General features: G+C 65.3%; 12 protein-coding genes. 7 read left to right on the forward strand and 5 right to left on the reverse strand.

The window, feature by feature from the left end:
- Positions 1–387: 387 nt before the first annotated feature.
- Both cls and HOP58_RS10335 read left to right on the forward strand, forming a co-directional pair.
- Positions 388–1,806 (forward strand): cardiolipin synthase, encoded by a 1,419-nt coding sequence (gene cls / locus HOP58_RS10330; RefSeq protein WP_234254044.1) that lies wholly within the window; start codon positions 388–390, stop codon positions 1,804–1,806.
- A gap of 149 nt (positions 1,807–1,955) precedes the next feature.
- Entirely contained in the window at positions 1,956–2,873 is a 918-nt protein-coding gene (locus HOP58_RS10335) for a LysR substrate-binding domain-containing protein (RefSeq protein ID WP_010628632.1), read from the forward strand.
- On the opposite strand, the gene HOP58_RS10340 is transcribed toward HOP58_RS10335, so the two are convergent.
- Positions 2,870–3,946, reverse strand: a complete 1,077-nt coding sequence (locus tag HOP58_RS10340; protein ID WP_010628631.1) for a bifunctional nicotinamide-nucleotide adenylyltransferase/Nudix hydroxylase — start codon at positions 3,944–3,946, stop codon at positions 2,870–2,872. The genes HOP58_RS10335 and HOP58_RS10340 overlap by 4 nt on opposite strands.
- A gap of 134 nt (positions 3,947–4,080) precedes the next feature.
- Between HOP58_RS10340 and HOP58_RS10345 the strand changes: the two genes are divergently transcribed.
- On the forward strand, positions 4,081–4,986 hold the full coding sequence (locus HOP58_RS10345) for a YihY/virulence factor BrkB family protein (protein WP_234260248.1): 906 nt from the start codon (positions 4,081–4,083) through the stop codon (positions 4,984–4,986).
- Between the two features lie 64 nt (positions 4,987–5,050).
- Here HOP58_RS10345 and HOP58_RS10350 read toward each other — a convergent pair whose 3' ends face one another.
- Positions 5,051–6,088, reverse strand: coding sequence for a Glu/Leu/Phe/Val dehydrogenase (locus HOP58_RS10350; protein ID WP_010628629.1), 1,038 nt, complete (start codon positions 6,086–6,088; stop codon positions 5,051–5,053).
- Between the two features lie 156 nt (positions 6,089–6,244).
- Here HOP58_RS10350 and yccX point away from each other — a divergent pair, with 156 nt between their 5' ends.
- Positions 6,245–6,517 (forward strand): acylphosphatase, encoded by a 273-nt coding sequence (yccX, locus tag HOP58_RS10355; RefSeq protein WP_010628628.1) that lies wholly within the window; start codon positions 6,245–6,247, stop codon positions 6,515–6,517.
- Between the two features lie 13 nt (positions 6,518–6,530).
- Here yccX and HOP58_RS10360 read toward each other — a convergent pair whose 3' ends face one another.
- From HOP58_RS10360 to HOP58_RS10370, 3 genes are read right to left on the reverse strand one after another with little or no spacing between them, the layout of a single operon-like run.
- Positions 6,531–7,475, reverse strand: a complete 945-nt coding sequence (locus HOP58_RS10360; protein ID WP_234254043.1) for a nucleoside hydrolase — start codon at positions 7,473–7,475, stop codon at positions 6,531–6,533.
- Positions 7,476–7,493: 18 nt separating this feature from the next.
- Positions 7,494–8,420, reverse strand: a complete 927-nt coding sequence (locus tag HOP58_RS10365) for a ribokinase (protein WP_234254042.1) — start codon at positions 8,418–8,420, stop codon at positions 7,494–7,496.
- On the reverse strand, positions 8,417–9,364 hold the full coding sequence (locus tag HOP58_RS10370; RefSeq protein ID WP_234254041.1) for a D-2-hydroxyacid dehydrogenase: 948 nt from the start codon (positions 9,362–9,364) through the stop codon (positions 8,417–8,419). The genes HOP58_RS10365 and HOP58_RS10370 overlap by 4 nt, the downstream gene beginning before the upstream one ends.
- 155 nt (positions 9,365–9,519) lie before the next feature.
- On the opposite strand from HOP58_RS10370, the gene HOP58_RS10375 reads away from it, so the two are divergent.
- The 3 genes from HOP58_RS10375 to ruvC all read left to right on the forward strand — a co-directional run bounded on the left by HOP58_RS10375 (position 9,520) and on the right by ruvC (position 12,275).
- A complete protein-coding gene (locus HOP58_RS10375; RefSeq protein ID WP_010628624.1) occupies positions 9,520–9,792 on the forward strand; it encodes a zinc ribbon domain-containing protein in 273 nt (90 codons plus the stop codon).
- Positions 9,793–9,838: 46 nt separating this feature from the next.
- Positions 9,839–11,617, forward strand: coding sequence for an aspartate--tRNA ligase (gene aspS / locus HOP58_RS10380; RefSeq protein WP_234254040.1), 1,779 nt, complete (start codon positions 9,839–9,841; stop codon positions 11,615–11,617).
- A gap of 118 nt (positions 11,618–11,735) precedes the next feature.
- Complete coding sequence (gene ruvC, locus HOP58_RS10385) at positions 11,736–12,275, forward strand: crossover junction endodeoxyribonuclease RuvC (protein ID WP_010628622.1); 540 nt, start codon at positions 11,736–11,738, stop codon at positions 12,273–12,275.
- Positions 12,276–12,323 lie beyond the last annotated feature (48 nt).

Below are 12,323 nucleotides of genomic sequence, written 5' to 3' on the forward strand. Positions count from 1 at the left end.
GCACTTCCAGAAGCTGGAACTGGTCGTCAGCAACGTCAAGTTCCAGGACGGGGAGCAAGTGGTTGATCAATCAGACAGGAATGCGGCCTGATCGCCATCCACCAGATTTGACGATAACTCATGGGCGTCAGCATGTTGTGGTAGCCGTCTGGCGTCCTACCGTATCGAGCGTGCCGGTCAGATCGTGCGCCCGCTGTCGTACATCCTTATGCCTCCACACCCATATTAGGTATCCTAGGACGTACCCCGTGGCTGTCGGGTAGGGTAGGGGCCGCTTTTTTATGGGGTACGTTTTGGGGTACTGATTTTTGAAGGCGGCGAAATATCCGTTTGTAAACAACGGATTATAAGGAATATTGTCAGCCTTTAGGATTACAGGGAGAGATCATGGCATCCTGGCTGTTCGGCCTGGCGATATTCATGGTACATCTGTTGGGCTTCGTCTCGGCGGTCCTGGCGCTGCTTTCCAGCCGCACCTCGCAGGGGGCCGTGGCCTGGATCATCTCTCTCGTCACCTTTCCCTACCTGGCGGTGCCGGCGTTTTGGATTTTCGGTCGGCCGCGTTTCTATGGCTACGTTTCCGCCCGCGGCGAGCGCGATACCGTACTGCGGCGAATTCTCGCCCGCTATCGGGAGCGGCTGGAGCCGTTCCTGGCTTATACCCGCGATCCCGATATCCGCGCCGTGGAGCAGCTGGCGATGATGCCGTTGACAAGCGGCAATCAGGCCGAGCTGCTGATCGACGGCAAGGCCACGTTCGACAGTCTGTTCGCCGGCATCGATTCCGCTCGCGACTACGTGCTGATCCAGTTCTTCATCGTACGCAACGATGCGCTGGGGCGCCGGCTCAAGGAGCACATGCTGCGCGCCGCGCAGCGAGGGGTTCGGGTCTATTTCCTGTTTGACGAGATCGGCAGTCGCAAGCTTGCCGAAGGCTACCTGCATGAGCTGAGGGAGGGGGGCGTGGAGGTCAGCGCGTTCCGCTCCTCACGGGGCTTCAAGCATCGCTTCCAGCTCAATTTCCGCAACCACCGCAAGATCCTCGTCGTCGACGGCTACGAGGGTTGGCTCGGTGGCTTCAACGTCGGGGTGGAGTACCTGGGTCAGCATCCACGGCACGGCCCCTGGCGCGATACCCATCTCAAACTCACCGGCCCTAGCGTGCTGGGGCTGCAGGAGGCGTTCTGGGAGGATTGGCACTGGGCCACGGGGGCGGTACTCAACCTGAGCTGGGAGCCGCACGTCACCTGCGAGGAGTGCCACAACGTGGTGATCGTGCCCTCGGGGCCTGCCGACCGTCAGGAGACGGCCAGTCTGCTGGTGCAGCATGCCATCCACAGCGCCCATGAGAGGCTGTGGGTCACGAGCCCCTATTTCGTTCCCGATCAGGGCGTGCAGGATGCCCTGCGGCTTGCCGCCATGCGCGGCGTCGACGTGCGCATCATGATGCCCGAGCATCCCGATCATCTGCTCATTTACCTCTCGGCCTTTTCGTTCCTGCCCGATATGGTGCGGGCTGGGGTCAAGGTGTATCGCTATCAGCCGGGCTTTCTGCACCAAAAGGTAATTCTCATCGACGACAGCGCGGCATCGGTGGGTACGGTGAATCTCGACAACCGCTCGTTTCGCCTGAATTTCGAGATCACCGCCTTCATTCCCGACCGGCGTTTTGCCGCCCAGGTGCGCCTGATGCTGGAGCGCGACTTCGCCGATTGCCGCCGCATCGGCTACGACGAGCTGCAGAATCGCCCCCTGTGGAGCAAGCTCGTCTCGCGGGCGGCCTATCTCACGGCGCCCATTCAGTAGCGCTGCGATAGTCGTGCTGGGCGCGGCCGAAGTCGCTTGGGTTAAGTAGGCAGCTGGGGTAAATTAGGCAACGCCTAACATTCTCTCATTTCTGAGTTTTTGTGCAGGGCACCCAACTTGATTTGCGATTGCTGTGAGCGGGAGTCCCGGTGAACCTCGAGACAAAATGGCTGGAAGATTTCGTGGCCTTGGCCAACACCCGCAGCTTCTCCGCCTCCGCCCGGCAGCGCCATGTCACCCAGCCGGCCTTCAGCCGCCGGATTCGATCCCTGGAGCAGGCCGTGGGTGTGACCCTCGTCGACCGCTCCACCACGCCCATCAACCTGACGCCGGAAGGGCAGCTGTTCCTGGTCACGGCGCGCAATCTGGTGGAGCAGCTCAACGAGTGCCTAGGGCATCTGCGCGGCGTTTCCATGGCGCGCGAGGCGCTGGACATCGTCGCCGCCCACTCCCTGGCACTGAGCTTCTATCCCGAGTGGATCTCGCGGCTGCAGGAAGGGCTGGGTGAGCTGCCCACGCGCCTCGTGGCCATGAACGTAGGCGAGGCGATTCACGTGCTGCGTGAGGGCAACTGCGATCTGATGCTGGCCTACCACGACCCGTACGCGACGATGCAGCTCGATGCGGAGGTGTTTCCCTCGTTCTCCATCGGCCAGGTCAAGATGCTGCCCATCAGTCTCCCCGATGCCAAGGGGCGGCCGCGCTTCAGCCTCGAAAGCAAGGAGACGATCCCCTATCTGGCCTATACCCAGGGTGCTTTCCTGGGGCGCAGCGTGCGCATGCTGCTCAAGAACGATCCACTGCGCCTGCGCCTGCGCACCGTCTACGAAACCGCCATGGCGGAAGGGCTCAAGGGCATGGTGCTGCAAGGGGTGGGGCTGGCCTGGATTCCCGACTTCTGCGTGCGCGAAGAGCTCAAGAGCGGCAAGCTAGTACGCGCCGGCGGCGAACAGTGGGACGTGCCGCTGGAGATCCGTCTCTACCGCTGCTCGTTGGTGCACAAGCCGGGGGTCGAGAAGCTGTGGCGGCAGATGATGAAGCTTCCCCGCGACTTCTTGCAGGCTTAGATCCCGCCGAAATCGGCCGGCAGGCCGAGAAAATTCTGGATGATGAAGAAGTGATCCTCGAACAGGCTGTCCGGTTCGAGTTCGGCCAGCGGTACCCAGCGGGCGTGGTCGCCGCCCTTGACTGGCTTGAGCTGGGGAAGCTGCTGGTCGGGGCGCAGGGCGAAGTAGAAGGCTTCGGCCAGGGTGCGGCCACGCCAGCTGCGGTGGGGTTCGTCGAACAGTCGCTGGCCGCGCAGCGAGCCCTTGAGTACCGGCTCTGGCACCTTGAGTCTGACCCGTTCGCGCAGCTCGCGCAGGCAGGCGTCGAGCAGGCGCTCGTGAGGGTTGATGAAGCCGCCGGGCAGCGCCAGCAGCCCTTTCCCCGGGGCCGCGGTACGCCGCACCAGCAGCACGTGACCCGACTGCACCACCACGGCGTTCACCGTGACGAAGATAGGGGGGTAGGGGGCGTTGGCCCAGGCCTGGCGATACTGCTCCAGCAGTTTCTGCTCCTCCATCAGCTGCAGGTGTGCCTCTTCGCCGGCGAAATCCCGTAGCGCCTCGCAGACGCCGGGCGGCAAGTCATGGGTGGCGCCGGTGCTGAGGTAATCCTCGGTGGAGGAGGGGGAACGGAACAATCGCTCGCGGATCTGGCTGGCCGAAATGCCTTCGACCAGCGGCACGCTGACCGATTCCCACTGGGGAAACAGCGAAAGATAGTAGCTCGACTGGCCGCGACTGGCGCCGATCAGGCCGATGCGTGGCAGGCGGGCGTGATGGTGGCCTGCTATGTCGCGCACCTTACGCTGTACGTCACGCACCCAGACGTCGTCGTTGTAGAGTGCATCCAGCAGCGGCACGATCTCGAGGCGCGCATTTTCCTCTTCGTCGAAACAGCTACGCAGCAGCGCCTGACGCTCGTCGAAGCGCCAGGGGTTGCGCAGCGAGCGCGCCTGCCAGGCCGACCCCACCAGGACGATCACTTGTCGCGCATGGCGCAGGGCCTCGTTGATTACCGCCAGATGTCCCAGGTGCGGCGGCTGAAAACGTCCGATGAATACGAGGCAGTCGAATTCGTGATCGGTATCGCTCATCGCGCTTCCTTGGCTGGTGGTTGGGCGCACCATTATGGGCGCGGGTGGCCTGGGGCTGCAACGCGGGGCCATGTGCCGACAGACGGCTTGCAGTAGCGTATGCTGAAATGACGGCCAAAGACGAAGGAGGCGTCGTGCACAGGTTTTCGATCCGGCTCTGGTGGAATACCGTTCAGCAAGCGATTTCTCTATGGCTGGAGCGCAATGCCTTCAGCTATGCCGGCTCGCTGGCTTTCTACACGCTCTTCTCGCTTGCGCCTACGGTCATCATTGCCGTAGCCGTGATCGGCATCGTCTTCGGTGAGGATGCCGCTCAAGGGCAGATCGTCGCACAGCTGCAGGGCACTCTGGGCGAGGAGGCAGCGAGGGCGGTGGAGCAGGCGGTGGCAGCGTCGCGCATCGAGCAGGCGGGTATCCTGCCGACGTTGCTGGGTGTCGGTGGCCTACTGGTGGGGGCGACTACGGTCTTCGCCCAGATGCAGTTCTCGCTCAATACCATCTGGGGCGTGACGGCCAAGCCCAGCCGCAACAGCGTGCTCATATTTCTCAAGCAGCGCCTGCTATCGCTCGCCGTGGTACTGGCGATCGGCTTCATCCTGCTGGTGTCGCTGCTGGTGGGGATCATGATTCGTGCCATGCTGCAGGCGGTGGGCGATGCCATGCCGCTGCTCGGCGCTCTGACGGCCGGCGCCGAGTTCCTGGTTGCCATGGCCGTGATCACGGCGCTGTTCGCTACCATCTTCAAGGTTCTGCCCGACGTGGTGCTGAGCTGGCGGGACGTGCTGCTGGGGGCCGTGGTCACCGCTTTGCTGTTCGCCATCGGGCGCAGTGCGATCGCCTCCTACCTGGCCTATACCGCGACCGCCTCGACCTACGGCGCCGCCGGCTCGGTGGTCATGATCCTGCTGTGGGTCTATTACTCATCCCTCATTCTTCTGTTCGGAGCGGCGTTCACTCGCAGCTATCTGCTGGCCAGAGGGCGCGAGGTGGTACCGCGCAACAGCGCCGTTCTCGTCAAGCGTGAGCTGGTGATGGATTGACGAACGGGCCGCGAGCGGTGACAGGCCGGGCGGATGCGCCGCCCGGCCCTGGCCGTACATAGCCTCAGTCGGCGAGGCGCTCGCGTGCCAGTTGATCCGCCACGGCGGCGGGGCTCTTGTCCTCGCTCTGCGCCCGGCCGAGAATCTCGTCCACCGTCTCGGCGATTCGCTCCACGTGGCGCATGACTGAGTCGCGGTTGTAGCGCTGGTGGCGCTGGGCCTCGACTTCGATGACGCCGCCGGCGTTGGCCACGTAATCGGGCGTGTAGAGAATGCCGCGGGCCTGCAATCGTCCGGCAACTGCCGCCGTCGCCAGCTGGTTGTTGGCTGCGCCGCAAATCACCTTGGCCTTGAGGCGCTCGGCTACCTCGTCGGTCAGTACCGCCCCGAGGGCGCAGGGGGCGAAGACGTCCACGTCGGCATCGAAAATGGCATCGGGCGTGACGCTCTCGGCACTCAGTTCGCTGACCAGCATGCCGAGGTTGTCGCGGTCGACATCGGTCAGTACCAGCTTGGCGCCGGCTTCGTGCAGCTCGCGGGCAAGGTGGGCGCCGACGTGACCGACCCCCTGGATGGCGACGCGCAGTCCTTGCAGGTCGCTGCGGCCGAGGCGATGGCGTACGGCACTCTTGAGCGCGCAGAAAACGCCGTGGGCGGTGAAGGGCGAGGGGTCGCCCGAGTTGCCGTCGTGGCCCAGCCCGCTGACATGTGACGTCTCCTGACGAATCAGGCGCATGTCCTCCTCGCCGCTGCCGGAGTCCTCGGCGGTGATGTATCGGCCGCCCAGCGATTCCACCAGCCGGCCCATGGCGCACAGCATGGCGGGGGTCTTGTCGCGCCGCGGGTCGGCGATGATCACGGCCTTGCCGCCGCCCAGGGGCAGGTCGGCCAGGGCCGACTTGTAGGTCATGCCACGGGAGAGACGCAGCACGTCGGTCAGAGCGTCCGCTTCGCTGGCGTAGGGGTAGATGCGCAGGCCGCCCAGGGCAGGGCCGCGGCGCGTGTCGTGGATGGCGATGATGGCGCGCAGGCCGCTGGCCTCATCGCCGCCGAAGACGATCTGCTGGTGATGGTCGAACTCGGGGTGGTCGAAGATCTGCATGGCGATATCTCCCTTGTGAGGATGCGTTGTTGTGATGTGGAGCGCAGTGGTTGGCACTGCTTCCGTTGGGCGGTCGTTGCTTGTGGCGTGACCGCATCCTTAGTATCAAGGTTAGAGCATCCGTGCGCACCCATTTCAGTCAATGAGGAGACGAAAATGAGCAAACGCTGTGTGAAGGCGCTGGTGGCCGGCAAGGTGCAGGGAGTGTGGTACCGCCGTGCGGTTCAGGAGCAGGCGTTGCAGCACGGATTGACCGGCTACGCCAAGAATCTCCCTGATGGGCAGGTCGAGGTGCTGCTGTGCGGTAATGGCGAGGCGGTCAACCAGGTGTCAGCGTGGCTGTGGCAGGGGCCGCCCAATGCCCGGGTCACGCACGTCGAGCTGGAAGCGCTGGAGTGCCATGACCCGGACAACTTCGTCTGCCTGTGACCCGTGGAAGCTCTTAGCTTAGGGTGTCGGCTATCCACTCCACCACGGCTTCACCGTCCACTTCGAGGCATACTTCCACCAGGGGCGTCTGCGACCAGCGCTCCTGGATGAAGCCGCGCCCTTCGGGGGCGAACAGGGTCTGACCCTCGGCCAGACCTTCGGTGACGACCGCCAGATGCCCCGGGGCGGTGGTGAACAGCTCAGGGCGCAGCAGCCAGGCCAGCGCGCAGCTGTCGTGGGGGCAGCAGCCGTCGATGCCGAGGAACTCGCGATAGAAGTCGCGATAGAAGGCGTAGCTGCCGGCCAGCACCTTGCCCAGCTCGCCCTGTCCCGCCTCGATGCGCTGCATGTGGGCCGGCGTCAGCACGCAACGGTGGGTCACGTCGAGCCCTACCAGAGTCAGCGGCCAGCCGGCGGTGAGCACGCGTTGGGCGGCGTGGGGGTCGTTGAACATGTTGGCTTCGGCCACCGGCGTGACGTTGCCGCCCTCGCGGACCGAGCCCCCCATGATCACCACCCGCTTGACCTTCTCGGTGAGCGCCGGGTCGAGCTGCAAGGCGGCAGCCAGGTTGCCCACCGGCCCGACCGCGACCAGGGTGACTTCGCCGGGACGCTCGTTGACGGTGTCGACGATGAACTGCGCGGCGCTGCGGGCATCCTTCTTGCCCTTCACCTCGGGCAGTTCGATGTTGCCCAGACCGTTGGCGCCGTGGATATGGGCCGGCGCGGGATGACGCGGCTTGACCATGGGGCCGGCAGCGCCCTGGGCGACGGGTACGTCGCCGCGCCCGGCCAGTTCGCACAGCAGCAGGCCATTATGGGTGGCGGTCTCGATGTCGACGTTGCCGTAGGTGGTGGTCAAGCCGAGCAGCTCGATGTCGGGATGACGTAGGGCGATGGCGATGGCCTGGGCGTCGTCGACGCCGGGGTCGGTATCGAAGATGATCGGGTGCGACACGTTGCCTCCTTGTGGGTGTCAGGCGCTCTGTGAGCCGGTGAGATATCGCTCGACCTCGTCGCGCGATGGAATGCTGTCGGCGGCACCGGGCTGCTGCACGCCGAGTGCGGCAGCGTGGGCGGCCAGCGCCAGGCAGTCGGGTACGCTGCGCTGCTCCTGCAGGGCCGCCATGAAATAGCCGATGAAGGTGTCGCCGGCGCCGGTGGTGTCCACCGGCTCGACCGGCAGGGCGGGCTGGAAGTGGCGCTCGTCGCCCGCCTGGTACCAGGCGCCCTCGCTGCCCAGGGTCAACACCGTTGCCGTCTGCGGCAGCCGCTTCTGCAGGCCCTGAAGCAGGGCTTGGGCATCGCTGGTCTCGGGCAGGCCGGCCAGCCAGGCCGCCTCGCCGCGATTGACAAACAGCAGTTGGCAGGCGTCGAGGGGCAGCTCCAGCACCGTGTCGGACATCGGTGCGGGATTGAAGGCAACGGCCAGATCCTGCCTGCGCGCGCATTCGAGCAGCTCGGTCAGGGCGTTGCACTCATTCTGCACCAGCAGCCAATCGCCGGGCTTGGCCGCTTCGCACAGGGCGTCGCGATGCCGACGCGTGAAGCCGTGGTTGGCGCCGGGAAACAGGATGATGGCGTTCTCGCCGCGATCGTCGACCTGGATGATGGCGTGTCCGCTGGGTTCGTCCACCAGCTCCACGTGGGTGACGTCGACCCCGGCGCGGGCCAGACGGTCCCGAGCCCAGGCGTCCTGGCGGCCCAGGCGGCCCCAATGACACACCTGGCCACCGGCCAGCGCCATGGCCAGCGACTGGTTGGCCCCTTTGCCGCCGAGGCCGAGGTGATAGCTACGGCTGGCCAGCGTCTCGCCGGGATGGACCAGGTGCGGCACGCGATAGAAGTGATCGAGATTGATCGAGCCCAGGTTGTGAAGCATGGAGTTGTGCAGCATGGTCATGCTCCGTCCCGCTGGGCCTTCCAGCGGCGCAGATTCTCACCGGTGAGCGTCACGATGCGCTGGCGGGCTTCCGGGGTGATCCAGGCATTGTGCGGCGTGACGATCAGGTTGAGCGGCTCGGCCAGGGCATCGAGCAGCGGGTGGCCGTTCCGCGGCGGCTCCGCCGGAAGCACGTCGACACCGAGGCCGCCCAGCCGGCCTTCACGCAGTGCGGCAAGCGCCGCTTCTTCGTCGATGATGCCGCCGCGAGCGCAGTTGACCAGCAGGGCATCGGGCTTCAGCGTGGCGATCAGGGCAGCGTCGACCAGGTGTCGCGTGGCGTCGGTGAGCGGGCAGTGCAGGCTGATGACGTCGGCCTCGGGGGCGAGTTCGGTGATCCCGGGGCGGGTATCGTTGCCCTCGTTACCGGGGCGGGCGGCAAAACTGACGCGCATGCCGAAGGCTTCGCCGAGCGCCGCCACGCGGCTACCCAGTTCGCCCTGGCCGACGATGACCAGGTGCTTGCCTTCGAGCTGCAGGGTGCCGTGGTCCATCAGGCAGAAGAAGGGGCTTTCGTTCCAGCGTCCAGTCGCCACGTCGCGCTGATAGAGCGGTAGCCGGTTGGCCAGCGCCAGGATCAGCATCAGGCTGTGCTGGGCCACGCTGGCAGTGCCGTAGGCCGTGACGTTGCGCACGGCGATGCCGAGCCGCTCGGCGCTGGTCATGTCGATGTTGTTGGTACCGGTGGCCAGCACGCAGATCAGCTTGAGTTCCGGCAGGGCCTCGAGGGTGGCGGCATCGAGCACCACCTTGTTGACGATGGCCACCTGGGCGCCGGTCAGGCGCTGGCGGCTCTGCTCGGTGGTGCTTGCCTCATGGACCTCCAGCGTCTCCACCTGGTCGCGGATGGCGGAGAGGTCGATGTCGGGACCCAGGCTGGCGGCATCGAGTATCACGGCTTTCATGCTGAATTCCTTGTGTTGGTTCGCCGCGGCAGGGCTGGGACACGCCTTGCCAGGCACGTTATACTATCGGGCTTTCACGGCAGGCTTGGAATGTGCACCGCTCGACCCTATATCGCCGTTGGTTGCGCGCTGTCGAATCAGGAGTGAATTGAACCATGCCCATCTATGAATATCAGTGCAAGGCCTGCGGCCATCGTCTGGAGAAGCTCCAGAAGCTCAGCGCCGCCCCTCTGACCGACTGTCCTGCCTGTGAAGCACCGGCGCTTTCCCGCCTGGTTTCCGCGGCAGGCTTCCGTCTGGCCGGCGGCGGCTGGTACGAAACCGACTTCAAGTCCGGCAGCAAGAAAAATCTGGCCGGCGACTCCGCTGGCGGCGGCGGAGAGAGCAAAGAAAGCAAGGCGCCGGCCAAGGACGGCGCCGCGGCCTGACCGCGACCGACCCTTCAATCGATAACGTTACGAAACAGGATACGACATGCGCAGCCATTATTGCGGCCAGCTCAACGAGACCATGGTGGACCAGACGGTCACCCTGTGCGGCTGGGTTCACCGCCGCCGTGACCACGGGGGCGTGATCTTCCTCGACATGCGCGATCGCGACGGCATCGCCCAGGTCGTGGTCGACCCCGATACCGCCGAGGCCTTCGCCACTGCCGACCGTGCTCGCAGCGAGTACGTGCTGCGCATTTCCGGCCGCGTGCGTCTGCGCCCCGAGGGTACCCAGAACCCCAAGATGCCCACCGGCATGATCGAGGTGCTGGCCAAGGAGGTCGAAGTGCTGAACACGGCGGCCACGCCGCCGTTCCAGCTCGACGAACACGGCAAGGTCGGCGAGGAGGTGCGTCTCAAGCACCGTTACATCGACCTGCGCCGCCCGGAGATGATCGAGAAGCTGCGCCTGCGTTCGCGCATCTCGCATCACGTACGCGCCTTCCTCGAGGGGCAGGGCTTCCTCGACATCGAGACGCCGATCCTGACCCGTGCCACGCCCGAGGGCGCCCGCGACTATCTGGTGCCGAGCCGCACCCACCCGGGCAGCTTCTTCGCGCTGCCGCAGTCGCCGCAGCTGTTCAAGCAGCTGCTGATGGTGGCCGGCTTCGACCGCTACTACCAGATCGCCAAGTGCTTCCGCGACGAGGACCTGCGCGCCGACCGTCAGCCGGAGTTCACCCAGATCGATATCGAGGCTTCCTTCGTTGAGGAGAGCGATATCATGGGCGTGACCGAGGCCATGATCCGCGAGCTGTTCCAGGACGTACTCGACGTGGAGCTGCCCGAGTTCCCGCGCATGAGCTGGGCCGAGGCCATGGATCGCTATGGCTCGGACAAACCCGACCTGCGCATTCCGCTGATGCTGGTCGACGTCGACGACCTGATGAAGCAAGTCGACTTCCAGGTCTTCTCCGGCCCGGCCAACGCTGCCGACGGCCGCGTCGCGGCGCTCAAGGTGCCGGGCGGGGCCAGCATGTCGCGCAAGGTGATCGACGACTACACCAAGTTCGTCGGCATCTACGGCGCCAAGGGCCTGGCCTGGATCAAGGTCAACGAGCGTGCCAAGGGTATCGAGGGGCTGCAGTCGCCGATCGTCAAGTTCATGGAGAACGTGATCGAGGAGCTGCTCGACCGCGTGGGCGCGGCAGACGGCGACATCGTCTTCTTCGGCGCCGACAAGGCCAAGGTCGTCAACGAGGCGCTGGGTGCGCTGCGGGTCAAGCTGGGCGAGGACCTCAATCTCTACACCCGCCCCTGGGCACCGCTGTGGGTGGTCGACTTCCCCATGTTCGAAGCCGACGACGCCGGTCGCCTGAGCCCGCTGCACCACCCGTTCACCTCGCCCTCGTGCAGCCCCGAGGAGCTCAAGGCCAACCCGGCGGGCGCGCTCTCGCGGGCCTACGACATGGTGCTCAACGGCACCGAGCTGGGTGGCGGCTCGATCCGTATCCACGACCAGCAGATGCAGAGCACCGTGTTCGAGATCCTCGGCATCGGCGAAGAGGAGGCCCGCGAGAAGTTCGGCTTCCTGCTCGACGCCCTGCACTACGGTGCGCCGCCCCACGGTGGCCTGGCCTTCGGCCTCGACCGTCTGGTGATGCTGATGGCGGGTTCGCGCACCATTCGTGAAGTGATCGCCTTCCCCAAGACCCAGAGTGCGGGCTGTCTGATGACCGACGCGCCGGGCGAGGTGAGCGGCGATCAGCTGCGCGAACTCAACATTCGTCTGCGCCAAAAGGCCAAGGCGGAAGGGCAGGAGTGAGTACGCCAGCCTGCTATGCGATGAACGAGACCGGCGCCCATGTGGCGCCGGTTTCGCGATGCTGCCAGAGTGGCCGTGCCATGGGCGTGCGCAGCGCCCACGTGAGGGAGAACGTGTCGTGCTGATTCTCGGTATCGATCCCGGCTCGCGTACCACCGGCTATGGCGTGCTCGACGTCACTACGCCCAAGCCGCGCTACGTCGCCAGCGGTTGTATCCGTTTGCAGGACGTCGAGCTGCCTCAGCGTCTGGCGCGCATCTACGCCGGCATTGCCGAGCTGATCGGCGAGTATCGCCCCGGGGAGCTGGCCATCGAACAGGTGTTCATGGCCAAGAACCCCGATTCCGCCCTGAAGCTGGGCCAGGCGCGCGGTGCGGCCATCGTCTGCGCCGCCAATCACGGTCTGGCCGTACATGAATACGGGCCGCGTCAGATCAAGCAGGCGGTGACCGGCAGCGGGGCGGCGACCAAGGCCCAGATCCAGCACATGGTGGTGGCGGTGCTGGGGCTCGACGGTACGCCACAGGCCGATGCCGCCGACGCGTTGGCCATCGCGCTGACCCATGCTCATGCCCGGCTGGGTCTGGTCACACAGGGTAGCTTCGGCGGCCATAGGACGCGTCGACGCGGCAGCTCCTGGCGCGACTTCCAGCCTTGAAAGCGCATTGACGCTTTAGGCAAAATAATTTTCGAACACCGTTTGTAG

Source organism: Halomonas sp. MCCC 1A11062 (genome assembly GCF_021404355.1).
GTDB classification, from domain to species: Bacteria; Pseudomonadota; Gammaproteobacteria; order Pseudomonadales; family Halomonadaceae; genus Halomonas; species Halomonas aerodenitrificans.

What these genes read in the sequence shown, in the direction of transcription:
- cls (WP_234254044.1), top strand. Translation starts at nt 388, where the DNA reads ATGGCATCCTGGCTGTTCGGCCTGGCGATATTCATGGTACATCTGTTG.
- HOP58_RS10350 (WP_010628629.1), bottom strand. Translation starts at nt 6,088, where the DNA reads ATGCAGATCTTCGACCACCCCGAGTTCGACCATCACCAGCAGATCGTC.
- aspS (WP_234254040.1), top strand. Translation starts at nt 9,839, where the DNA reads ATGCGCAGCCATTATTGCGGCCAGCTCAACGAGACCATGGTGGACCAG.
- HOP58_RS10370 (WP_234254041.1), bottom strand. Translation starts at nt 9,364, where the DNA reads ATGAAAGCCGTGATACTCGATGCCGCCAGCCTGGGTCCCGACATCGAC.
- yccX (WP_010628628.1), top strand. Translation starts at nt 6,245, where the DNA reads ATGAGCAAACGCTGTGTGAAGGCGCTGGTGGCCGGCAAGGTGCAGGGA.
- HOP58_RS10340 (WP_010628631.1), bottom strand. Translation starts at nt 3,946, where the DNA reads ATGAGCGATACCGATCACGAATTCGACTGCCTCGTATTCATCGGACGT.
- HOP58_RS10375 (WP_010628624.1), top strand. Translation starts at nt 9,520, where the DNA reads ATGCCCATCTATGAATATCAGTGCAAGGCCTGCGGCCATCGTCTGGAG.
- HOP58_RS10365 (WP_234254042.1), bottom strand. Translation starts at nt 8,420, where the DNA reads ATGACCATGCTGCACAACTCCATGCTTCACAACCTGGGCTCGATCAAT.